This window comes from Burkholderia sp. b14, assembly GCF_900156195.1.
Lineage (GTDB): Bacteria > Pseudomonadota > Gammaproteobacteria > Burkholderiales > Burkholderiaceae > Mycetohabitans.
In genome coordinates this window covers 38591-60476 of record NZ_FTPJ01000001.1, presented here as the reverse complement: position 1 = coordinate 60476, position 21886 = coordinate 38591, and the positions used below count along the sequence as shown (strand labels likewise).

The 21886-nt window shown below is 57.5% G+C and carries 18 protein-coding genes and 7 pseudogenes; 16 read left to right on the top strand and 9 right to left on the bottom strand.

The genetic code is table 11. The features are described from left to right. Positions 1 to 110 precede the first annotated feature (110 nt). The 3 genes and pseudogenes from B0B13_RS00320 to B0B13_RS00310 form a co-directional block, all read left to right on the top strand. A complete protein-coding gene (locus tag B0B13_RS00320) occupies positions 111 to 1043 on the top strand; it encodes a Pvc16 family protein (RefSeq protein ID WP_076793730.1) in 933 nt (310 codons plus the stop codon). Between the two features lie 370 nt (positions 1044 to 1413). After that, the gene (locus B0B13_RS00315; RefSeq protein ID WP_076793728.1) at positions 1414 to 3489 is read left to right on the top strand and encodes an ATP-binding protein; all 2076 of its coding nucleotides are present in this window, start codon (positions 1414 to 1416) and stop codon (positions 3487 to 3489) included. Between the two features lie 391 nt (positions 3490 to 3880). Then, a pseudogene (locus B0B13_RS00310) lies at positions 3881 to 4168 on the top strand (IS21 family transposase); the annotation flags it as partial. Between the two features lie 31 nt (positions 4169 to 4199). Here B0B13_RS00310 and B0B13_RS19640 read toward each other — a convergent pair. Then, positions 4200 to 4540: pseudogene (locus B0B13_RS19640) on the bottom strand (plasmid pRiA4b ORF-3 family protein). Positions 4541 to 4657: 117 nt separating this feature from the next. On the opposite strand from B0B13_RS19640, the pseudogene B0B13_RS19875 reads away from it, so the two are divergent. The 5 genes and pseudogenes from B0B13_RS19875 to B0B13_RS17380 form a co-directional block, all read left to right on the top strand. Further along, positions 4658 to 4930, top strand: a pseudogene (locus tag B0B13_RS19875) (transposase); the annotation flags it as partial. Between the two features lie 29 nt (positions 4931 to 4959). Further along, positions 4960 to 5166 carry a hypothetical protein gene (locus B0B13_RS19870; protein ID WP_370643239.1) on the top strand — a complete coding sequence of 69 codons (207 nt, stop codon included), beginning with the start codon at positions 4960 to 4962 and terminating at the stop codon, positions 5164 to 5166. A 30-nt stretch (positions 5167 to 5196) separates the two neighbouring features. Beyond that, positions 5197 to 6213: an IS110 family RNA-guided transposase gene (locus tag B0B13_RS00290; protein ID WP_076793931.1), complete on the top strand. Its 1017-nt coding sequence runs from the start codon at positions 5197 to 5199 to the stop codon at positions 6211 to 6213. A 245-nt stretch (positions 6214 to 6458) separates the two neighbouring features. Continuing rightward, positions 6459 to 6761, top strand: a pseudogene (locus tag B0B13_RS00285) (integrase core domain-containing protein); the annotation flags it as partial. A 536-nt stretch (positions 6762 to 7297) separates the two neighbouring features. Next, entirely contained in the window at positions 7298 to 7708 is a 411-nt protein-coding gene (locus B0B13_RS17380; RefSeq protein WP_139337244.1) for a hypothetical protein, read from the top strand. A gap of 231 nt (positions 7709 to 7939) precedes the next feature. Here the strand turns inward: B0B13_RS17380 and B0B13_RS00280 are convergent. The 4 genes and pseudogenes from B0B13_RS00280 to B0B13_RS00265 form a co-directional block, all read right to left on the bottom strand. Continuing rightward, positions 7940 to 8188 (bottom strand): annotated as a pseudogene (locus B0B13_RS00280) (integrase core domain-containing protein); the annotation flags it as partial. A gap of 349 nt (positions 8189 to 8537) precedes the next feature. After that, a complete protein-coding gene (locus B0B13_RS00275) occupies positions 8538 to 9698 on the bottom strand; it encodes a S53 family peptidase (RefSeq protein WP_076793727.1) in 1161 nt (386 codons plus the stop codon). Between the two features lie 293 nt (positions 9699 to 9991). Continuing rightward, a complete protein-coding gene (locus B0B13_RS00270) occupies positions 9992 to 10642 on the bottom strand; it encodes a hypothetical protein (RefSeq protein WP_076793725.1) in 651 nt (216 codons plus the stop codon). 3 nt (positions 10643 to 10645) lie between these two features. Then, positions 10646 to 11128 (bottom strand): glycoside hydrolase family 108 protein, encoded by a 483-nt coding sequence (locus tag B0B13_RS00265; RefSeq protein ID WP_076793724.1) that lies wholly within the window; start codon positions 11126 to 11128, stop codon positions 10646 to 10648. A 697-nt stretch (positions 11129 to 11825) separates the two neighbouring features. On the opposite strand from B0B13_RS00265, the pseudogene B0B13_RS00260 reads away from it, so the two are divergent. After that, positions 11826 to 12504: pseudogene (locus B0B13_RS00260) on the top strand (IS5 family transposase); the annotation flags it as partial. Between the two features lie 212 nt (positions 12505 to 12716). Here B0B13_RS00260 and B0B13_RS00255 read toward each other — a convergent pair. After that, positions 12717 to 13943: a tyrosine-type recombinase/integrase gene (locus tag B0B13_RS00255; protein WP_076793722.1), complete on the bottom strand. Its 1227-nt coding sequence runs from the start codon at positions 13941 to 13943 to the stop codon at positions 12717 to 12719. Between the two features lie 151 nt (positions 13944 to 14094). Between B0B13_RS00255 and B0B13_RS00250 the strand changes: the two genes are divergently transcribed. Beyond that, positions 14095 to 15084: a DNA-binding protein gene (locus B0B13_RS00250; RefSeq protein WP_083703560.1), complete on the top strand. Its 990-nt coding sequence runs from the start codon at positions 14095 to 14097 to the stop codon at positions 15082 to 15084. A gap of 150 nt (positions 15085 to 15234) precedes the next feature. On the opposite strand, the gene B0B13_RS19865 is transcribed toward B0B13_RS00250, so the two are convergent. Beyond that, on the bottom strand, positions 15235 to 15420 hold the full coding sequence (locus B0B13_RS19865) for an HVO_A0114 family putative DNA-binding protein (RefSeq protein ID WP_479684741.1): 186 nt from the start codon (positions 15418 to 15420) through the stop codon (positions 15235 to 15237). Between the two features lie 429 nt (positions 15421 to 15849). On the opposite strand from B0B13_RS19865, the gene B0B13_RS00240 reads away from it, so the two are divergent. The 3 genes from B0B13_RS00240 (at position 15850) to B0B13_RS00225 (ending at position 17052) form a co-directional block, all read left to right on the top strand. After that, positions 15850 to 16092, top strand: coding sequence for an antitoxin (locus B0B13_RS00240; protein WP_076793720.1), 243 nt, complete (start codon positions 15850 to 15852; stop codon positions 16090 to 16092). Beyond that, on the top strand, positions 16089 to 16481 hold the full coding sequence (locus tag B0B13_RS00235; RefSeq protein ID WP_076793718.1) for a type II toxin-antitoxin system VapC family toxin: 393 nt from the start codon (positions 16089 to 16091) through the stop codon (positions 16479 to 16481). The genes B0B13_RS00240 and B0B13_RS00235 overlap by 4 nt, the downstream gene beginning before the upstream one ends. A 388-nt stretch (positions 16482 to 16869) precedes the next feature. Next, entirely contained in the window at positions 16870 to 17052 is a 183-nt protein-coding gene (locus B0B13_RS00225; protein ID WP_170872313.1) for a hypothetical protein, read from the top strand. A gap of 74 nt (positions 17053 to 17126) precedes the next feature. On the opposite strand, the gene istB (B0B13_RS00220) is transcribed toward B0B13_RS00225, so the two are convergent. Both istB (B0B13_RS00220) and istA (B0B13_RS00215) read right to left on the bottom strand, forming a co-directional pair. Then, the gene (istB, locus tag B0B13_RS00220) at positions 17127 to 17816 is read right to left on the bottom strand and encodes an IS21-like element helper ATPase IstB (RefSeq protein WP_373566413.1); all 690 of its coding nucleotides are present in this window, start codon (positions 17814 to 17816) and stop codon (positions 17127 to 17129) included. A gap of 65 nt (positions 17817 to 17881) precedes the next feature. Continuing rightward, positions 17882 to 19420 carry an IS21 family transposase gene (istA, locus tag B0B13_RS00215; RefSeq protein WP_076793714.1) on the bottom strand — a complete coding sequence of 513 codons (1539 nt, stop codon included), beginning with the start codon at positions 19418 to 19420 and terminating at the stop codon, positions 17882 to 17884. Between the two features lie 122 nt (positions 19421 to 19542). Between istA (B0B13_RS00215) and istA (B0B13_RS00210) the strand changes: the two are divergent. From istA (B0B13_RS00210) to B0B13_RS00200, 3 genes and pseudogenes are all read left to right on the top strand, one after another. Beyond that, positions 19543 to 20824 (top strand): annotated as a pseudogene (istA, locus tag B0B13_RS00210) (IS21 family transposase). Between the two features lie 10 nt (positions 20825 to 20834). Next, positions 20835 to 21635: an IS21-like element helper ATPase IstB gene (gene istB / locus B0B13_RS00205; RefSeq protein WP_076793713.1), complete on the top strand. Its 801-nt coding sequence runs from the start codon at positions 20835 to 20837 to the stop codon at positions 21633 to 21635. Next, entirely contained in the window at positions 21636 to 21863 is a 228-nt protein-coding gene (locus tag B0B13_RS00200) for a hypothetical protein (RefSeq protein WP_076793712.1), read from the top strand. Positions 21864 to 21886 lie beyond the last annotated feature (23 nt).

Here is a 21886-nt window from a genome sequence, read left to right as displayed (position 1 = left end):
GCTCATTGGAACCCACGCCACCTATATCAACATAAAGCGAATCGACTGTGTACTTGAACACTTAAAGGCCGGTCGGCTTGTTTGGCCAGCCTAACTTTAGGGCATTCACTATGGCCACGCCTCCTGCAATTCAGTCCGACACCACCTTAATCGAGCTAAACACCGCGATCGCAGATGCATTGCAACCCTATCTGCCAAGCGATGTCGCCATCCGCTTTACACTGCCCAACGCTGGCGAAAACCCGGATATACCGACTGTCAGTGTGTTTTTATACGATATTCAAGAGGACTTGCAACTGCGCACTACGCAAGGCCGACAATACGATCCTGGGTCAGGACAACTGCTACCAGGCACAGCCCAGATGCGTTGCTGTTATCTCATTACTTACTGGGATTCGTCGCACAGCTCAAGTTCAGATGCTCCCGATGCGGGAGCAGCCAGCCAAGCAATGGTGATAATGAATTATGTGCTAAACGGCCTATTGAACAACCGGTTATTGCCCGCGCTGCCAGGTGCCTACACGCGAGTGCTGCCGCCGTCCGAGGGGTTGAACAGCCTCGGCAATTTTTGGCAGTCAATGGGCAACAAACCCCGCTTGTGCTTCAGTTATGCAGCGACGGTGCCAATTCGCCTAACCGATCCCCAAGTCAAAATCGCACCCGTCTTATCGGTATCTCATCAGGTGGAGCAATATTCAGGGGTCGATTGGCGCGATCAAGCTGCTCAAGCTCTCAAGGCTGCTTTGGTTATGGCGCTGATACAAGCCCACACTAGCGCTTGGAACGCTGAAGATCGCGCGCAATTGGACAAAATCACTTTAAGTTGCCAGCCTGCTGAGCGCTTGATTACAAGGGAGGCGATCAGTGTGACACCCCAGCACCTGCTTGTGACGCTGTCAGGTATGGTGACGGCAGCCAATAAAGTTCGCATCGCACAGGTAATCGAGCGCTGGATATCAAGCGCCACGCCGGTCGCCACGCTTGCAGGTTATGCGTTGAGCGTGGACAAAGTTGACAATCAGCTGACTACGCCAGAGCAATAGTTGTGTGTGCGACGCAATGAATGAAAATTATTCGGGAAAATTTCATATTATATCGGAATTTAAAAATAACATAATTAATTGGCTATTTTGAGCATACTGCTTACATTGGCAATTTGAAGGGCTGTATTGCTATGGTCGATGAAGAAGCTTTGTTATTGTAGAGAGCGTGCTAGGGTCCGTCAGTGTTTCTGTTTCTTGTCCTTGCACGCTGTAAATTCCCTAGCGCTGGTTGATGAGCGCCACGCTGGTTGTCACGCTCAACAGTTGCCCCTAAACGTCGATAAGACCGTCTTTTAACGGATCACGCTCACCGCGCTTTAACAACGCGAACGAATAAGACGGCTTAATCTGTTGATAGGAAGTGTTGAAGATGAAAGAACCGCCTTCCGTGGCGGGCACGCGCGCCGCCGCTACGCTTGACATCTTGCCGCACATCGAGCGGCTTGATTTGTTACTACAACGCCAGCTGCATTGGCAAGGGCAAGACCCGGACGATCGGTTGGGCTTGCGCGAGCTGTTCGTTTCATCCGATGAGGTCGACGCACGGCTGAGCGCTCCGCATGGCCAGCCTGCGTGGTTGGACGAACCGGTAAACCCTGTCATCGAAGGGCCAATCCCCGCATGCCCGTGCGGACGCCTCGCCGACGTGGTAACTCGTTACGGTCTTGGCTCACTAGAGCGAGATTTACTGCTGCTTAGTCTTATGCCTCAAATTGATGAGCGCTACGGGGCGTTATTCGCGTTTTGGCAAGCCAATGACGCGCTTCGCTGGCCAACGCTGGGCAGTGGCCTACGTTTGCTGTGCCCAAACGGCCGCACACGCGTCGTCGAACAGGCACGGCTTAGCGCCCATTCACCGCTTTTTACCCTTGCGCTGGTTAAACAAAAGGCGCCGGACGAGATTCCAGCGGAATTGTGTATCGCTCCGAGCATATATCATTATTTGCTAGGCGTGGACACGCGTGCGGCGGTGCCTTGCGCTGATTGGCTTACGCCCGTGAACAAAGCGTTTGACGCTCAGTGGATTGCTACACTGGCAGCTGGCTGGCACGCGCCTAACACTGTTAGCCCGATCGTGCTGCTGCACGATGACGTCAACGGCGATGCATCGACCGCGGCCACGGCTGCCGCAGCGAGCGCACAACGTCTGGCCTTGCGCCTTAACCTAGCGACGTTACCCGAGAATGACGAAGACGCGCGCACCACAATCATTGCGGCGCTGCGCGAAGTCCGCTTGCACAATGCTTGCTTGATTCTCGACGCACTGCCGATGTTGCGCACCACGCGCAAAGGTATCGCTGCTGAGCTGGGCACTCGCCTTGATTCCCATCCCGGGCCCGTTGTGATTTTGGGGGGCACGCACATCGATTGGCTCGGTACGCGGCCTCATGTGGTGCATCAGCTGCCCGAACGCTCGGTCGCCGAAATCCGCGAGTGGTTGCAAACAGCGCTCAACGATACTTATCCTCACCACGGGCTTACTGCGTCCGAAGTGACCTCGCTTGCGCAACGCTACCGACCGTCGCCGACAATGCTCGCGACTACCCTTTGTGAAGCGGAGCTGTACCGGCAGCAGCGGGGAACGGACGCTCGCCTGGAGCGTGTCGATCTCGCGCGCGCCTTTGGCCTGCGTGCGCAGCGCGACTTCGGTGATTTGGCGCAACGCAAAACGCCAGCGCGGACCTTTGACGATTTAATTCTTACGGACGACGTGCAACAGCAGTTGCATGAAGTCTTGGCCGCAATCAACCAGCGCGAGATGCTGCTTGCGCAAGGCTTCGCTCGCAAGCTTGGCAATGCGACCGGCGTCAGCGCGCTCTTTTATGGTGACTCAGGTACCGGAAAATCGATGGCTGCTGAGGTAATTGCCAACGCATTAGGCGTTGACTTAATCCGAGTCGATTTGTCGACTGTAGTTGACAAATATATTGGTGAAACCGAAAAGCGCTTAGCGCGGATTTTTGATTTGGCGGCTCATGACGCAGGCGTGTTGTTTTTTGACGAGGCCGATGCGCTGTTTGGCAAACGCACAGAAACCAAGGACGCACATGACCGGTACGCCAATATTGAGGTGTCGTACTTGTTGCAGCGGCTCGAAAGCTATCCGAGTTTAGTCATTTTAGCGACTAATCATCGCGCACGCCTAGACGACGCGTTCACGCGGCGCTTAACGTTCATAGTGCGCTTTACGTTTCCGCAGTTGCTCGAGCGCGAGAAAATGTGGCGCGCGATTTGGCCCGATGCCGTACGCGTGGCCGACAATATCGATGCGCAGCAGCTGGCGGCGCGCGCCGAAATTACTGGCGGCAATATCCGCAATATCGCTTTACTGGCCGCGTGGCTCGCGGCGGACGCCGGCGCGTCGCAAATCGAATGGTCGCATATCGATCGTGCGTTGCAGCGCGAGCTCGCGAAGATTGGGCGGACGTGGACCCCTACAAAATGATGAGACGACGAGGACCGCGCCTTTCGGCTGTGCAAGACTGTCTTTTTATATCCCATACGAACAACCTAGATAACATTAACTAGCTTCGCTGGGCAATTTTATGGGCCTTGACCAAAACGTTTAAAGTACGAACTGCGTATTTCGGTGAACGTGATCAGCAATTTCGGTTGAACGTGATCAGTGGTTCCGATCGATGGTGATCGGTCGTTTCGCTCGAAGGTGATCGCTGATCACCGGTTCCCAAAACGAGCGATCACTTTGCCGAAACGGGTGATCACGTTCCCGCAATGAGTGATCAGCGAACCGAAACAGCTGATCACGCGAGTGAAACGAGATGACCGTTGCGGCTCGGCGGTGGTGTTGCGCATGTGATCAACGACGGGCGTTAGCCTTGTCTCTTTTTAGGGGACAGGTTGATGCCGGCACATTGAAGTGGGCGTGCGGCTTGTCGCACCGCCAGATCAGCCGGGCGATCAGCATCAGCGTCGGCGCCATCTCGGCATACGCCGCACACGCCAGCGCGGCGGGCCTGGACTGGGCTGCCGTCGAAGCGCTCGCCGACGACGAGCTCGAGATCAGGTTGGACTTGCTTGCGCAGACGGCGGTCTCGACCCGAAGGGTTGAACCGGACTACGCGGCGATGCATCGTGACCTGCGCCGTAAGGGCGTGACGTTGCAACGTAAGCGTCGTCTCAAGGCCGCATTGACGTTCAGAATTTGACTTCGAAGAGCCGTTGATTTGCGAGGTCGAGATCGAACGCATCGGGATCGAAGCTCCCGCCGCACCACTTGAGGAAGTGGTCATGTTCCTCATGCGAGGGATCGATGATTGCATCGAGGAAGTCGATGTATCCGGGGCTCCGCCGACGTCCTCCGGCGGGCATGCGTTGCGTCCGTCTAAGCACAAAGGCGAGCGAAGTTGCACATTGGCGGGCAACGCCTTTTCGACCTTGATGCGATGCTGCCAGTTGTCGCCGTAGTCGTAAATGTAGGTGAATGACTTTAGCGCGCCCAACGCTTTGACCAGCGTGACCCTGGCTTCGTCCAGCATCGGCGGATCGCTCGGGTAGTCGGGGTCCAGTTCGCCTGAGGCTACCCCAAAAAACTGGGCCATTCAAAAGTAGAAAAATCCGGCATGATGCAACCTTGACAAGTAGAAGGTCATGTCGTGAAGAAGAGCCGATACACTGAAGAACAGATTACATTTGCGTTGAAACAGGCAGAGCTGGGCACGCCGGCAGCGGAGGTGTGCCGCAAGATGGGCATCAGCGATGCGACGTTCTATAACTGGCGCCAGAAGTATGGGGGCCTGGGCCCGTCGGAGCTGCGTCGCCTGAAGCAACTCGAAGAAGAAAACGCCAAGCTCAAGCGGCTGGTGGCGGACCTGTCGTTGGACAAAGCCATGTTGCAGGATGTGCTATCAAAAAAGCTTTGAAGCCTTCTCGGCTGCGTGAACTCACTACGGATCTGATGCAACGCTTCGGCGCAAGCCAGCGCCAAGCCTGCAAAGTACTGAAGCTGTCGCGTTCAGTGTACAGCTATCAGTCAATCGCACGAGACTCGAGTGCGATTATGCTGCGCATCAAGGAAATCACGCAAACACGCGTGCACTATGGCTATCGTCGGGTGCATGTGATGCTGCGTCGGGAAGGCTGGCGCGACAATCACATGCTGTAATTGTCTCTGTGACTTACTTTGGAGGCGGACATGGAAACGTATGTGGGTCTCGATGTGTCCCAAAAGGTTACGGCAATCTGCGTTGTTGATCGCGATGGGAAGAGCGTATGGCACGGATGCGTCATCTCGAACCCTGAGGAGATCGCCCGAGCTATTCGCCTACATGCGCCGGAGGCGGTGCGAGTCGGCATGGAGACGGGGCCACTCGCCGTATGGCTATACCATAGCTTACGAGCCGATGATATCCCGGTTGATTGCATTCATGCTCGCCATGTCCACGCGGCTCTGGCGACCCAACTGAACAAGACGGATACTAACGACGCACGCGGCATCGCTCAGCTCACGCGCAGCGGATGGTACCGCGGTCTCGAGGTCAAGAGCATGGCTAGCCACGAAGTGCGACTTCTGCTGACCGCGCGGGGAAAACTTGTGAGCATGCGAACGGGTCTATATAACCAGGTTCGGGGCGTACTTAAGACGTTTGGCGTCATCCTGCCTGCAGGTAAAGGTGTGACATTTGAACGGCTTGTTGAGCAAAACATGCCCCCCTCATCTCTCGTACAAGGCGTACTTGATATCCTAATAGATAGCTTGCGCCATATTGGAACTCAAATTAATGCACTGGATCAGGCCATCCGTCGCGTGGCTCAAGCAAGTCCGGTCTGCCGACGCTTGATGACCGTGCCCGGCGTGGGCTCGCTGACTGCAGTGGCGTTTGCATCGGCCGTTGATAATCCTGAGCGCTTCTCAAGCGTGCGTGACATTGGGCCCTACCTGGGGCTGACGCCGACGAAATATCAATCCGGCAATGTCGATCGTAACGCAGGCATTTCGAAGGCAGGATGTCGGCTTACGCGCCATCTACTGTTCGAAGCGGCGTCCTCTCTCATCTCCCGATACCGGCAAAACTGCGATCTGAGACGATGGGCACTAACGCTTATTCCTCGCATTGGCGCTCGCAAGGCGATGGTCGCCACCGCGCGCAAATTAGCGACCGTACTGCTTTCTATGTGGAAGGGGCAAACAGACTTCAAGGCGATCAGATAGTGGATTTGATTTAACTATTTGCACTGCCAGAGCCGAATACTTCATTCAGGCTGATTACGTCGCCGCAGCGATTCCTTCACTCTCTTTGCGGTCCCACCGCGGCAATCACATCGGAACGCTGTAGCGACTTGCAAACGGCACGTTGTGGCGCACTGCGACCACGTAGACGACAACGAGACGGCCTCTAGGAAGCATTGCAACAGAGAGTAAGCTTATTGACAGGAATTAGACGACAGGAATTAGACGACAAGTGGGTGTATGAAAGGGGCGTTGAGATCGATTTCTCTCGCCCTGGCAAGCCAACCGATAACGCGAAGAACGAGTCGTTCAACGGGCGCTTGCGTGACGAATGCCTAAACGCGCATTGGTTCTTATCGCTCGAAGACGCCAAGCGCAAAATCGAGACTTGGCGCCAGTACTATAATGAGGTGCGTCCCCACTCTGCACTGCAGTGGATGACGCCTGCCGAATTCGCCCGTCAGTGCAGGACCCGGGCCGATTCGGCCTACCCCGAAGAGCCGGAAATTTCCACTTTAGAACGGCCCTGATTTGGGGGGAGCCTCAAAAAGCCATTCTCTCAAGTTTCAACTGGGCCGAAAATCGCCGGTCAGGTCATAACCGATGTCGACAGTTTCGGTATATTTTTTACGAAACCGTGCGCTGTGAAAATTTTTCGTATCCTCAACCTCTTAATTTTCCAGATAGGCTTCACTTAACAAAATGCAATCTAGAAACTTGACATTAAAATTTATTGGTGTAGATTGAAAGCAAGGACTTGTTTTTTGAGGGGGTCCGCTAGCATAGCTAAGCTTGTGTTGATGAAAATTGATCATATGTTAAAAATTCCTGGTCTATCGGTTCGGCGACACATCCGGTTGCCGGAAAAGTAGTAGTGAGACCCGGTAGCATCGGCACCATTGCGTAATGATAATAATAAGATAGCCGAATCTTTGACGGCTTGGTTGCATCGACAACATTTTTTCACAAGTTCATGATATTTTTTAAGGCTTCGTAATGGGCCTAACACGGACAAACTTAAGCCACATTATTTTTGATAAACCGTTAGCTTAGTTAGGAGCCGAATATGTTGATTGCTAGCCGAAAAATTGGTCAGTGGGGTGATCCTTTAACGCTGCCAAAATCTAGAAGTGAATGTGTAAAATGGGCGACTGCAGACTTACCATTTGGAAAAAAACTTAAAACGTGTGTTGGATGGAAAGTGCAATGGAGTCACCTAGAAGTCGAAGGTTTTTTAGACTTTTATGGCCCTGACGATTTGACAGAAGATGCCAAGCAGGCGGCCGCTGAATGCGCAGCCGCCGCTATTGCTACAGCTGTTGGTACCACTATTGCTACAGAGGGTGCTGGAGCAGCTGCGGCGGTGGCTGCCGCAGAGGAGGCCTTCATCGGGTGCATGAAGCAAAAAGTACAAGACGAAGCGGGGAAATTTTCAGTGAAATATAGAGCGGATACTCATTGGACTGATTGGTCGTAGTTGCTCATAAAATAACCCGTTGGTCTGGCCAAAAATTAAAATAGAAATAGAGCATCTATTTCTGCTCGATGAACCGATTATAGGCGCCAGCATCAATGAGTGATGCGCCCCAAAAGTTGGATGCCAATCTAACTTTTGGGGTATTTCCGTGGCGAAGTACAAAAGCAATTCGCTCTGTCAGTTATTAAGAAAGATAAAAACGGTTTGTACTGGAGTAGAAAGGTGTAGTGGTCAACTGATTCCGGACACTGCATTAAGTTTTTCTTCCGCAACCGCTGGAGCCAGTGCGTCATTGAACTGATGCGGCCGTATCCAGTTGTATCGGTGCATCAGGTAGTGACTGATATCCCGGTGTGCTTCCTGTACCGACATGTAACCCATTGGTGGCAGCCATTCTGTCTTAAAGCTGCGGAACAACCTCTCCATCGGCGAATTGTCCCAACAATTTCCGCGACGGCTCATGCTCTGCTTTATCCGATATCCGGGGAAAACGTACGTCGCTGCTTCTTCATTAGACACCTCTTCATGGCGAGCATTCTCGCCTAGATCAGTGTCCGGTTTCATTAGACCATTACAGATTGTAGTGAGCCGGTAGCGCCCAATACACAGCCCTTGGTCTCGCAACTCGTACATCACTGGGCGGCTGTTATAACTGCCACCGCTGGCCACGAACGCTGTGTTCACGTAAATTGTTGCTGCACACGGGCGACACTAGGCTCGGCATCGCCGATGCGCGTAATAGCCAGAGCGGCTCACCGCAGCATTCAACAGGAGTGACTGACTGATACAGTCGCCAAGCCCCCCGCCGGGCTTGGCGATCGACCGATGTTTAGCTTTGCAGAGCAGCCGCCAGCCCGGGCCCATTAATGGAGCCGAGGCCAGTCGCTTCCTCCCAACCAGGCTGTGCCGGCGCGCCATTACTTCCAAGCAAGATATCGCGGAACGCTGTCTCATGCGCCGTATAGAGCTTGTGCTGGAGAACGCTTTGGCTGATCGGTCCAGGCAAGGTTGAGAGGATTGCTGCGACATAGCCGGCAGTCAGTGGGGCTGACGCCGAAGTCCCTCCGACAATCTGCCATCGTCCATTGGCGACGATTGCATAGCCCGACGCGGGGTCGGCGTTGGCTGAACTGTCAGGGCTGCCACGCTGCTCGCTGTGGACAATGCCCACTTGGTAGTCTGGCAGCGGTTCACGCGGATCAAATCCACCACCCCCACCCTCACTGGCGGCATTGCCATCACCCCACGCTGATTCCTGCGCGATCGAGCCATCCGCTTGGAGCACCAAGCGGGTTCCGCCCACACCCCAAACGTTGGGATCGCAGCAGGGATCATCAGGTGTGCGCTCGTTGGTCCTATCATTAAGACTATTGTCGCCTGACGCGGCGAAGACATGGACATTTTGCACCGCTGCCTGCTTGCAGGCCTCCTTGCGAGCGGCAACAGCCTCCATCGTCTGGAGATTAGCGGGCGACCCCCAGGAAATCGAGATTACCTCGCACCCGGCCGCGACAAGCGCGTTGATCGCCTTGGGCATGTTGGTTATGTCATTGGGCTCGAACTGCATCATGAGGGTCGCGGCCGTCCCGGTCGCGTAAGCCCAGGCCGCGCCAGCAATTTCGATGTCCAGCATGTTTTCGACTGTCGCCTTCCACCAGTCGTCGTCCGGCACTTGTGCGTCGTCCAGCACTTGTGGTCCTATCGTATTCACAACTGGCTTAGGCAACCCATAGCCGGTAAAGGCTTTTTTCATGTCTGAAGACGAATAGTGTCCACCAAACGAAACAATCCCTAACTTCACCGGGCGTACTGGCTGGACTTTGGCAAACTGGTACGCTTGGCAAACCTGCGCCGGCGTCAGCCCCCCTGGTCGGATGTTGGCCAAATCGTCAAAGAACGGCTTCTTTCGCATTTCGAGATAGCTTCGCATATGACCTTTCTGTTCGAGATAGCTTTGCATATGGCTTTGCTGTTTGAGATAGCTGTGCATGTCACTTTCTCCCGATCTCTAATAGGTGAAGCCCAATGATTCCCCGATAAGCGGCTTTTCCGCCCTTAGTGATTGAAGCATTGGAGTTGGTGCGTCCCGACACGCGAGCACTGGGCCACGGAGGGCGTTCACGCCCATCAATTAAAATATGCCAGACACCCATGATTTTCTCCTTCAAAGAAAAACTTACAAAATAAATCAAGGAAATCTAAAAAATTCCTAAAAAATCAAAATTTGGCTGTTGTTATGACTTTTCTGAAAATGGACCTGCTGAGCATAAACATTAAGATCTCTTAAGATTTACTTTCGGCTAACGGCGGCGATTCTCCCTCAGCACGCGTCACCATAGGATTGAGCGCTTGAGTCGTAGCATAGGTATCGGGATCGGTCGCAAAGCTGGTGATGACTGCGGCTTGCTTTTTCGCCGTGGATGACGAGCCGAGAAAGAACTCCTTGGCGCCCAAGACCATTGATATGAGCACGCCCTCAATATTGCCAAGCACGCCAAAGGCGAGCGGTTCAACCGTTATACGGGTAAATAACAGCCAGAAGTGTGCGCCAATCACTAAAAACAGGGCGCCTGTATATAAATAAGCGAGGTTACTCGGGGTGTGGTCTTCTGCAGTCAAGGCCATCTGCCGAGCATTGGCGCGATCGGCGGCGTTCACCTTCGCCGTTTCGATGTTGGCGGTGATGTGCGCCTTCTCCAGCTCAGCGGCGATACGCTGCAATTCGACTTGGCTCTCAACGATCGACTCCTGAAACCGGTAGGCGAGTTCAGGGTTCGCTTGGATTGCAGCCAACGCCTGCTCGGGCGTGCTGGTACCGGTGACCGTTTGAGCAATCGTGACCACTTTCTGCGCCACCTGTTCGGCCCGGCTACCCCCAATCCACTGGGCGATTTGCGGCGCAAACTGCGCAAGAGCGAGAACAATCGGTAACATGATTTAAGCTCCGGCTACCCTCAAATTAGTGGCGATTCGCCGCGTCCAGCCGCGCCCAAAGCTGGGCCACGTTTGCAGCGCGGTTAAATAAGCTAGGCGGGCGGCTACAAAACGCAGGATAAATAGCTCCGGGTCGACCGCTTGCACCGCGGCAATCGTCTTAGGTCCAAGTTTGCCGTCGGCGAGCGCGTCGCTGGCTTGCTGCATCCAAACGACCACAGGGCCACCGTTGTAGTTGGCATCTAAGAGCTGAAACGCAACACGCGCATCATAACTATCGCAGTGCAGCGGATCCCAGTAAAGCGTCTTGGCAATGTGCTTGGCTGTCTCACGCGGCAAATCCTGCATGGGACCGGTATAGCCCCATGCGAGCGCCACCCGCTGGGTGATACCCCACATGGTTTCACCACCAGGATCTTGAGGGTGATCGGAATACCCCCCTTCATTGCCAATAAGCCGGTCAAAAGCATCATCAAAAGTGCTCATGCTGGGCCACCAAAGGAACGTTCATTCATCTGACACACGAAGCGGTTCACATGACGCAATACGAAAAGCGCGCCTGTCAATGCTTGAGACCTGTTTGCAGTCCTTGAAAACATACCTAGTTGCTCCCGCGTATCACACTACGCAACGCACAACCTGTTCAGCGCTGTGATGTTCAATATTAATTACTGAAGCAATACCAAACACCCATAGATAGATCAGCGATACGTAACCGCGTCGCACCGGCATGGAGCTTGGAGGTATCGGATGCACCTTTCAGAAAACGAAGCCTTAACTTCAATCTATAACACTCGGCTTCGATGTCAAGTGCTAGTGTGGATTGCTAAATGGATACAATATAAAAAAATTAGCATGTTGAAAAAATGAAAAATTTTCACTGCACAATGCTTTATGAAAATTATACCGATTGCAATGAATTTTCCTAAAGCGAGTAGCCGTGCTTTGCTATAGTTAAGGATTTGGCCCTGTGCGGCGTCAGCAGCAACTTAGAAGTGGCTCTTCCACATTTTGTGTGAACCTGCAGGTGACAATAGTGGTCAAGCGCGTATCGCATCACTTGGACTACCGGCGTGGATTTTTCCTTCCTTCGACACCTTCAGTGAAGCTCAGAGTCGAATCAAGATGGAGAAACGCAGACGCTATCCGAGCGACGTGACAGACGAAGAATAGCGCTTCGCTGCTGCGTTGGTCAGCTCGTGCGAGCGCTGCGTGGCGCATGCTGCCAACGAACTTTCCGCCATGGGAGGCGGTGTATCAGCAAATTCAATGCTGGCTGCGAGCGGGCTGCTTCGAAGCGATGGTTCAGGATTTGCGTTCGATACTGCATGTTGCGCAGAGTCGGCAAGCTCAGACCAGTGCGGTGGTTTTTGGACGGGCGTACGTTGCAGTCGAGCTGCGAGCGTGGCCCACGCGCAGGCTACGACGGCGACAAGCGCAAACGGGCAAGCAAGGTGCATATGGCCGCCGATACGCTCGGGCATTGGCTGGCGGTTCATGTCACGCCGGTCAATGAACAAGCGCGCGCGCAGGTTCAAGTGTTGGCACAAGAGGTGCAACTTGTCACTGGGCAGAGCGTGAAACTTGCCTTTACCGACCAAGGTTATATAGGAGAAGAGCCTGCACAAGCCGCGCAAGATGAAGGCATCGAATTGCAGGTTATCAAATGGTCAGAGGCAAAGAAGGGCTTTATCCTGCTGCCGCGCCGATGGGTCGTCGAGCGCAGTTTCGAATGGCTCAATCGCTTTCGAAGGCTCGCTCGCGACGACGAGCGTTTGCCCGAAACGCTCGTCGGCTTGCATTTCGTCGTCTTTGCCATGCTCATGCTCGTCCATGCCGCGCCTATCTTTCGAAGTGCATAACACGGCACCAGGGTATGAAGCGCCAAGCGCAGGCTCAGCTGTCGTAGGGGCCCACGTCATCGCGTCACTCGGTTGAGCCGGGCAATGGGCCGCAGGGCAGGCGCGCTGCATGATGCCAAGGCTCCTGCCATTTAAAGAGTGGGGGGCGACCGTGAACACATTGAGGCACGGCTGCACACTAGATTCGCACGGCAAGCGGAGCGGGCCGGCCATCAGCGCTGTGGTGTCTGAGCAGGGGGCTCGACCGGCTCCGTGTCGCTCCAGTTCATCCGATGGCCGCGCACCGTCTGGCGGTGCCGCATGTCCTCTTCCTCGTGCAGATACAAGCTCGTCGTGGTCAGCGACACGTGCCCGAGGTTATCGCGCACCGTGCGCAGATCGAGGCCGGCGTCGGCCTGATGCGAGCCGGCCGTATGCCGCAGCCAATGCGCCGACGCGCGCACCAGTTCGTCAGCCCGATCGGCAAAGGCTGGCCCGCGCGCGCGTAGCCACGACGCGGCGTCGCGAAAGATCCGCTTGATCGCGTCATGCAGGGCGGAGCGCGACAGGCCACGGCGCGCGCCTCGGAAGGGCACGACCAGCGGCGTGTCCTCGGCCCGGCGGGGCAGCGAGGGCAGGCCGCACGCTTGCCGGTAGCGGGCCAGCTCGACGATCAACTCTGGCGACGCCGGCACGCGCCGCGCGCGTTGCCCTTTACCCACGATGTCAAGCCACCACTGGTCCTGTCCGTCCGGGCCCAGACGCCGCGAGAAGTCGCCCATGGTGCCGTGGGCGACCTCGGAGAGGCGCAGGCCTTGCAGATAAAAGAGCGTGGTCAGCCAACGGCCGCGGGCGGCGTACGCGCGCTGCGCGGCCGTTTCTTGGGGCAGCTGCGCGACAAAGTGTTTGACCTCGTCCCACAGCGACACGGATAAGTAGCGCGTGATGCGCGGCGCCGAGCGCTTGGCGCGCTGACGCAGCAGCGCCATCGGGTTGCCGCGCAGATAGCCGGCGTCCACCAGCCACGTGAACAGGCCGTTGAGGATCACCCGCGCTTGCCGCTGGCTCGCTGCGGACAGCGGGCCATTAAAGGGCCGCCAGCGGGCATCGCTGCGAGCATATTTGCCCCCAGTGGCCGACACCCAGCGGCTCGCGGGCTGCGGGTCGGCCAGGAACGCGTTGAATTGTTGTAGGTCCTCGTGCGTGAGCGACGACAGCGGCTTGCCGAGCTGCACGACGGCCCACAGCATGAGCCGCTCGGCCTCCTTACGGTAGGCCTCGAACGTCGTTTGCGTGTCGGCGTAATTGGACAGCCAGGCGCGCACGGCGTCCAGGTCGTGACGCGCGGCAAGCTGCGCCGTCTCCGGGGCGCCGCGATTAGTGCCGTCGCGCCCGTCCAGATGCTCGGGCAACACGAGCGCCTCGACCGGTGTTACGGCGGTGAACAGGGTGACGGACACGGATGGGGCGCTCCCAGGGTGAGAGTTAAACGAAAAACGACTTTTGCCATACTACACGACATTATAGAAGTAATGTCGTGTAGTATGGCAAAGTTGTTAGTTATTTACCGTATTACGTAGTATTATTTAAGCAAACTTTTTGGAAACTGCGATGAGTGATGCCCTGCCCCTTGACGCGGCGCTGGCCACCGAGATCGCGCGCTTGAAAGCCGCGCATCCGAATACACGCGAGTTGTATCGCGAAGTGTGCGCGCTGTTGTTCTTTCGCTTTGGCATCACTCCCACCGCGAACCGCCTGTACCAGCTGGTGCGCAAGGGCAGCATGGGCACGCCCACCGAGGTCCTCGCCGAGTTCTGGCGCGAGCTGCGTGAAAAAAGTCGTGTCAAGCTCGACCACCCGGATTTGCCCACCGAGCTGCGCGACACCGCCGGCGCGCTCATCGCGACGCTGTGGGAGCGAGCCGCGGCCACCGCGCACGCGGCGCTGGAAGACATACGTACCGAGGTGCGTGTCGAGCGCGACGCGGCCGCCGCCGAAGTAGCCGCCGCCCGCGAGGCTGCGGCGCACGCCGAGCGCACGCTCGCGACGCACCACGCGGCGCTGCTCGCTGCGCAGGCACGCCTCCAAGAACTGGAGCCCGCGCTGGCGGCGGCTGAAGCAGCGCGCCAGACACTGCACACGGAAGTCGAGCGTTTGCAACGCGACGCCCAGGAGCGAGACGCCGCACTCGCCCAAGCGCGCGCCGATTTTGCCCGCGAACTCGATAAGCTGCGGGCCGACACGGCGCGCGCCGAAGCGCGGCTGCAAGCGACGGAAAAGCGCGCGCTCTTGGAGACCGAGCATGAGCGCCGCATCAGCGCGCGTCTAATCAAGGAACGGGATGCGGCGGTGCGACGCGCCGACGAAAGTGACGCGCAGCGCCGCGCTGAGCGGCAAGCGCTGCAGGCGCAATTGGGGGACGCACGCCAGCACATTGGCATGCTGGAAGGCAACTTAGCCGCGCTGCAGCGCGCGAACGCCGACGCTGAAAAAGCGCGGCGCGTACGGCAGCGCAGACCCACCCAGTCCGCATCAGGCCAGACCTCTGGCCCGATTAGGCGGCCGCGGCCGCCCACGCGTGCGCTGAAAAAGACTTCGTGACACAGTCACCGACATTCGGCGAAGCTTGAATGAGGGATTGGTCCTGTAGCGTAGGAGCTGGACTACCCAATTAAGACCAGGCCTCGATGCGAATCGCTATTTCAGGGGAAAGTGCTGCGTGTTCATTGAGCGCGTTATTTACGTTCGCCACTACAAGGCCACCTCAGCGGCAAGTGCGTCCCACGACGCTGTCAAGCGGCCGTTTTCCCGCACGACCAGACCAGCAACTTCTAGGGCTGCCACATCAGCATGCACGCGCTTGTAGTCACGCGATAAAGCGCAGGCCAAAGCTTTGACGCTATCGGCGCCTTCTCGGCAAACCCTTCGTTGCTCCACAACATCAACCGGGAAGGAGTCAGGCTAAAAGTGACCAAAATTGACGCCCATCGCGTTGATGGCGAAGGCGAAGCAGGCATATGCATCCGTCCGCGTACTGCTTGATAGACCCAGAATCCATCCCGCCCAGCCTCATAACTGACCACCACACGCACAGCTTTGGGCAGCAATCATTTCTGCTTGTACCGCTCAATCATCTCCAATAGGGCTTGCACTTGCATGGCCGCTTGCGTTCTCCCCTTACCGTGTGCAGCATGCCACGTATCGTCGTAGTTCGCTGACGGGTTTGGCGTGAGTGATGAGCACACTCGGCGCGGGATCCACGCTAGTCATTCCAAGCGAGCTGCTGGGCCTGACAACGGGTTCCCATTCTCGCCTTTTTGCGCTATAGTGATATATACTATTGTTATATAGCATGCGGAGCATATCATGGATACAGCTAAAGTGTTTTGGACCGGCCGCTCGCAGGCCATCCGCTTGCCCAAGAGCTTCCGATTTGACGCTAACGAGGTTCGAATCCGTCGCCACGGCACCCAGGTCATCCTAGAACCCGTACCGAACAGTTGGGACTGGCTCGCGCCGCTTATCGGTCCGCTCGATGCCGAGTTTGAAAGGGCTGCTACCGAACAGCCCATCGAGCAAACACGCGCGGGTTTAGATGTGTTCCAATGAAATACTTGCTCGATGCGAATGCAATCATCGCAATCCTGAAAGGCAAGCCAAACTTACTGGCGCGCCTACAAGCGCATTCCCCCAAGGACTTTGGCTTACCATCAATCGCCGCTCATGAACTATTCTACGGCGCTTATAAAAGCCAGCATATCGACGCCAATCTCGCACGTATTGAAGCGTTGCAATTAGAGACGCTGGCGTTCGATCGAGAGGATGCGCAGCATGCCGGCGAAATTCGCGCACAGCTTGCAGCCGCAGGCACTCCCATTGGCCCCTACGATGTGTTAATTGCCGGTCAGGCCCGCGCACGCAACCTCGTATTGATTACACATAACATGCGAGAATTCATGCGTATACCGAGTCTTCTGATGGAAGATTGGGAAAGCTGATGCATGCGCATACCTGATAGTACTCTCTGCTGATAGTAAAACGTACTGCGCGCAGGACCTGCGACCTTCAGCAGCCCAACGAGCGGATAGTGTTGCCTTAGCTCAAGCACGATGCGCGTTTTCACTGAGGCGCTGCCTGCTTCTTCGCTTGTGGGTATTCCGGCCCAACGTGACCGACGATTCCGAACGAACGTGACCGGGCATTCCGATTGATCGTGACCGGGCATTGCAGGCGAACGTGACCGATTTCGGGGCTTTCCGGAATCCGCGGTCACGATACCGGAACGATGTTGTACTGCGCCGTAACGGTTGTTACGCATACCTGCAACCCGATGGGTACGCTGCCAGATTTTTGTCTGGGACAAGCATGCCCGCACCGAGGATCGCTATGCGTAAGATCAAGGAAGTACTGCGTCTGAAGCTTGAGGCGAGGTTGTCTCATGAGCAAATCGCCGCGGCACTGGATCTGTCCAAAGGCGTCGTAACCAAATACGTCGGCTTGGCCGCCATGCGTATTTCAGCGATCATGGACGGTCGAATCAGGCTGATGGTGGACGGCGTTTCAGCGTGATCATGGACAGTTTGGGTGAGCGCGAGTGAAGGCGTTCATGGTATCGCACTCGTCTACGATGATGTTGAAGGCGTTCATGGTTGTTCGTTTTCGGGGCCGCGCAACGATGGGCCCTTGAGTGCAATGCGGTGAGAGCCGTGTACGATGCGATCCAAGATGGCGTCGGCAACGGTAGGATCGTCGAGCCAGGCATGCCATTGGTTGACGGCCATCTGGCTGGTAATCAGGGTAGCGCGGGCGCCGACGCGATCGTCCAGCAACTCGAGCAGATCTGTGCGTTCGGCCGGCCCCATGGGCGCGCCAGCAAAGTCATCCAGCACCAGCAAGTCGTAGCGCGCCAATTGCGCCAACCGACGTACGAAGCTACCCTCGCCGTGAGCAACACGCAGTTCCGTCATCAGTCGCGTGGTTCGGGTATAGAACACCGTGAAGCCGCCGCGCGCGGCCTGCTGCGCCAGGGCGCAAGCCAACCAGGTTTTGCCGGTTCCAGTGGCGCCGGTCATGAGGACGGTGCGGGCATGGCGGATCCAGTCACCGCCTACCAGCGTCGTGATCATGTGCCGGTCCAGGTGACGCGAGTCGCGCCAGAGGATGTCTTCGATGCACGCGTTGCTCACCTTGAGCTTGGCGGCCTTCAGGATGCGAGCCAACCGCTTGCTATCGCGCCAGTCGATCTCGCGCTGCACGAGCACAGAGAAGCGATCGTCGAAGCGCAGTTCGGCTGCGGCGCTGCTGGTGGCCTGATCGCCCAACGCAGCGATCATGCCGTCCAGGCGCAGCGTCTTCAATTGATCCAAAGTGTGAGCTGATATCACGTCGTTCCTCGTGGTTAGTGGTAGTACTCTGGTCCCCGCACGTTCTCGTGCAGGGGCACAGACGTTTGTATCGGCTTGCCCGGCAGCGGTTGCCGGTCCATGCCGTTGTCCAGAATGGATTTGACGGTGCGGTAGGTGGGTGAGTTAATGGCCATGGCGCGTGTACAGGCGGCTTCCAGCCGCTGCGCGCCGAAGCGCCGGCCCAAGTGCTGCAAGCCAAGGCATGCGCGGTAACCTTGTTCGGGGTGGGGACGATTCTCCATCTGCCAATGCACCACGGCGGCACACGACGAGCCGATACTTTTGCCCCAGGCCATGAGCTTGGTCGGAGTCCACTCCCGGTGAGCGCGGTGCGAAGCGGGCATGTGATCGGGATCGGTGGTGAACCCGCCCCTGGCGGCGCTCAACAAGTGGATGGCCACGCGCGTGGCGCCGTCAAACACTTCCACCGCCGTGGCGCCGATGCGCAGCTGCACGGTGGAGCGCACCAGCCGATGTGGAACGCTGTAATAGTGGCCGTCGAGCTCAACGTGGTAGTCCACGTTCACGCGCGCCCGCTTGAAACGCACGATGGCCATGCGGTTGGATGCCAGGGGCTGCAGAGCCGGTTGGTCTAAACGCTCGAAGGCCTCACGCCTGTTGCCAGGCAGCTTCTTGAAGGGACGGCAGTTCAGCTCGTGCAGCAGCTCAGCGATCGCCGTGTTCAGTTCGGCCAAGCTAAAGAAGCGGCGATTGCGCAGGCGCGCCAGGATCCAGCGCTCAACCACGAGTACCGCGTTCTCGACCTTCGGTTTGTCCCTCGGGTGAGCAGGCCGAGCTGGTAGTACAGCCACATGGTAATGGTCGCAGAACTCCTCCACCAGCCGCCCCATGCCGGGCTCGTAGCGGTCGGGCTGAGCGATCAGGGCGCGCGGCTGGTCTGGCACGATCAGCCTGGGCGTGCCGCCGAAGAACTCCAGCGCGGCAATGAGCGAACGGATCCAGTCCGCCGCCGTTTGTCGCTCAGTGGCACAAGCATAGGTGTAGTTCGATGCCCCCAATAGCGCAACGAAGACCTGTGCAGCGCGGATCTGGCCAGTGACCGCGTCGATGATGGGCACGCTCCGGCCAGCGTAGTCGGCAAACAGCTTGTCGCCGGCGATGTGGGTCTGACGCATTGAGCGCTTCAGGCACGCCGCCCACTTGCGGTACTTGACGCAGAAACTTGTGTACTTGTACGCCTGCGCGTTGGCCCGGGCGTATTCCTCCCAGAGTAGTTGCAAGGTGACGCCCGGGCGCTTGAGCTCTTGATGGAGGTAGGCGAAGTCAGGCTCCAAGTGCCGCGCCGAGCGGGGCACCGCCGGCTGGTACAGCCTCGCTTCGAGGCTCGCGTCATCCAGCCCCTGTACTTCGGCCCAATCGATGCCGGCAACGCGTGCCAGCACGACGATCTTGCCCACCGTCGATTTGGGCACGCCCAGGGCTCGGCCAATCTGGCCGTAAGTCAAGCCTGCCTCCAAGTGCAGGCGAAGAACGTTTCGTATCTGGCGCATCGTGATCCTGGGTGTCGGCATGAGCTGATCCGCAAAAAAACGATCAGCGTATGCCTTGGTCAGATCACTCGCGCTCCCCCTTGCTCGTCCACGATCAGCGTGAAACGCCGCCTACGATGCTTTGAAACGGCGTCCACGTTGCCCTGAAACACCGTCTACCTTCGTCTGAAATGACCGTCTACGATGGCCTGAAATACGCAGCCACAGCCGGGCTGGACTGGGTCGCTGTTCAGTCGCTCGACGACGTGACGTTGGAGCGGCGCCTGTTGGCCTGTCCCCAGAGGCTGCGCCACCATGTGCAGCCCGACTTCGGACGCATCCATCACGAGCTGCGACGTAAGGGTGTGACGTTGATGCTGCTGTGGGAAGAGTACCGGGCAGAATACGCCGAGCGCCAGACCTACGGCTATTCGCAATTTTGTGAGAACTACCGGCACTTCGCCAAACGGCTCAAGCGCTCCATGCGGCAAATTCACCGCGCAGGCGAGAAGCTGTTCATCGACTTCGCCGGCCCCACGCTCGCCCTGACCGATGGCTCTCGCGCCCATATCTACGTCGCCTCGATGGGCGCGTCCAGCTACACATTCGCCTGCGCCACCGAACGCGAGACCATGCTTGACTGGCTCGACTCAACGGCACGCGCCCTGGCGTTTTATGGTGGCGTGCCCATGCTGATCGTCCCCGACAATCCACGCGCCCTGATTGCCGAGACCAACCGCTACGAGCCGCGCGCCAACGACACCGTGCTGGACTTCGCACGTCACTACGGCACGTCGTTTCTGCCTGCACGTGCGTACCACCCGCAGGATAAGGCGAAGGTAGAGTCGGCTGTGCAGGTCGTCGAGCGCTGGATCATCGCGCGGCTGCGACACCAACGCTTTGCCAGCGTGCACGAGGTGAACCGGGCGATTGCGCCGCTGCTGCAGCGGCTGAACATGCGCCCCTTCCAGAAGCTGCCTGGCAGCCGCGCCACGGCCTTTACCCAACTGGACGCGCCGGCGCTCTCGCCCTTGCCGGCACAGCGCTATGAGCTGGCCACCTTCAAGAGCGTCAAGGCGCACATCGACTATCACGTCGAGATCGACCAACATCGTTACAGCGTACCGCATGCGTTGGTCGGGCAGTCGCTGGAGGCCCGCGTGACGCGCACCACCGTCGAGCTGCTGCATCACCCGGCTACTGGCCGAGCACAAGCATCCGGAGCATGGCTACCGCGCGTGTTTAGGCTTGCTCTCGCTGGCCAAGCGGTATGGCAGCACAAGGCTAGAAGCCGCCTGCATGCTGGCGCTGCAACTGAGCGCCTTCAAATACCGGCATGTGCGCGACATTCTAACAAGCAACCGCGATCGAAGCGCACCGGCTCCCGCGTGTGATTGGGTTAGCCCCGATCACATGCACGTGCGCGGCCCCGGCTACTACCAGTAAGGATAGCGACATGATGATGCATCACACCGTGGCACACCTGCGTAGTCTGAAGCTAGATGGCCTTGCTGGCGCGCTGGAGGAACAACTCACCCAGCCGGGGCTGGCGAACCTGAGCTTCGAAGAGAGGCTGACGATGCTGGTGGACCGCGAGGTCCATCACCGCAACGAGCGCAAGCTGACGCGCCTGTTGAAGAACGCGCGGCTCAAATATGGACAGGCGACGCTGGAAGATCTCGACAGCCGGGCTAGTCGGGGCATCGAGCGCTCGCAGATCATGAGCTTAGCCTTGGGCGAATGGGTCAGCGCCGGCCATTGCATCCTGATCACCGGGCCCACGGGTGTGGGCAAGTCCTGGTTGGCTTGCGCTCTGGCGCAGTACGCGTGTCGGCGCGGCCACTGCGCGTTGTACCAGCGCGTACCGCGCCTGCCGGAAGAACTACGTATCCGCCATGGCAGCGGAGCATTCGGCAAATGGCTGATTCAACTGGCCAAGACCGACGTCCTCATCCTGGACGATTGGGGCATGGGTGCCATCGACAGCATGACTCGTTCCGACTTGCTGGAAGTCATCGACGATCGTGCCGGCCGCAAAGCCACCATCATTACCAGTCAATTGCCGATCGAGCATTGGCATGCGTGGATCGGCGACGCCACGATGGCCGACGCCATGCTCGACCGATTCATGCAGCACCATCACCGCATCACGCTGACCGGCGATTCGCTGCGATCGAAAAAGGCACAAGCCATTCAAGGTAGCGAAGCGATCAACGTGGCGATAGACGCCAACGCTGCAACGGAAGTAGAACGATAAATGAGCAAAACAACAGCACAATGTCAGGAGCAGTATCGCAAGAGACGTCAGACGGCGGGACCCGACGGTAACGGAGAACGCCAATTGAGCACGTGGATCAACACGGGGACTTGCCTCGGCCTTGCCCGGCTTGCACGCCGTTACGCAGTAACGAAGCGGGAATTGATCGAAGGCCTCGTCAAGATCGAGGGCAACCGCGTGATCGCGACCCTCAATAGCCTGTCCTGAACAATTCGCTTTGCTCTGCGGCG

Bases quoted from the DNA above. Each gene is read 5' to 3' on its own strand.
- B0B13_RS00275 (WP_076793727.1), bottom strand. From the start codon at position 9,698: ATGCACAGCTATCTCAAACAGCAAAGCCATATGCAAAGCTATCTCGAA.
- B0B13_RS17380 (WP_139337244.1), top strand. From the start codon at position 7,298: ATGTTGATTGCTAGCCGAAAAATTGGTCAGTGGGGTGATCCTTTAACG.
- B0B13_RS00225 (WP_170872313.1), top strand. From the start codon at position 16,870: ATGCGTAAGATCAAGGAAGTACTGCGTCTGAAGCTTGAGGCGAGGTTG.
- B0B13_RS00240 (WP_076793720.1), top strand. From the start codon at position 15,850: ATGGATACAGCTAAAGTGTTTTGGACCGGCCGCTCGCAGGCCATCCGC.
- B0B13_RS00320 (WP_076793730.1), top strand. From the start codon at position 111: ATGGCCACGCCTCCTGCAATTCAGTCCGACACCACCTTAATCGAGCTA.
- B0B13_RS00290 (WP_076793931.1), top strand. From the start codon at position 5,197: ATGGAAACGTATGTGGGTCTCGATGTGTCCCAAAAGGTTACGGCAATC.
- istB (WP_076793713.1), top strand. From the start codon at position 20,835: ATGATGATGCATCACACCGTGGCACACCTGCGTAGTCTGAAGCTAGAT.
- B0B13_RS00250 (WP_083703560.1), top strand. From the start codon at position 14,095: ATGAGTGATGCCCTGCCCCTTGACGCGGCGCTGGCCACCGAGATCGCG.
- B0B13_RS00265 (WP_076793724.1), bottom strand. From the start codon at position 11,128: ATGAGCACTTTTGATGATGCTTTTGACCGGCTTATTGGCAATGAAGGG.
- B0B13_RS00315 (WP_076793728.1), top strand. From the start codon at position 1,414: ATGAAAGAACCGCCTTCCGTGGCGGGCACGCGCGCCGCCGCTACGCTT.
- istB (WP_373566413.1), bottom strand. From the start codon at position 17,816: ATGATCGCTGCGTTGGGCGATCAGGCCACCAGCAGCGCCGCAGCCGAA.
- B0B13_RS00200 (WP_076793712.1), top strand. From the start codon at position 21,636: ATGAGCAAAACAACAGCACAATGTCAGGAGCAGTATCGCAAGAGACGT.
- B0B13_RS00270 (WP_076793725.1), bottom strand. From the start codon at position 10,642: ATGTTACCGATTGTTCTCGCTCTTGCGCAGTTTGCGCCGCAAATCGCC.
- B0B13_RS19870 (WP_370643239.1), top strand. From the start codon at position 4,960: ATGCAACGCTTCGGCGCAAGCCAGCGCCAAGCCTGCAAAGTACTGAAG.
- istA (WP_076793714.1), bottom strand. From the start codon at position 19,420: ATGCCGACACCCAGGATCACGATGCGCCAGATACGAAACGTTCTTCGC.
- B0B13_RS00235 (WP_076793718.1), top strand. From the start codon at position 16,089: ATGAAATACTTGCTCGATGCGAATGCAATCATCGCAATCCTGAAAGGC.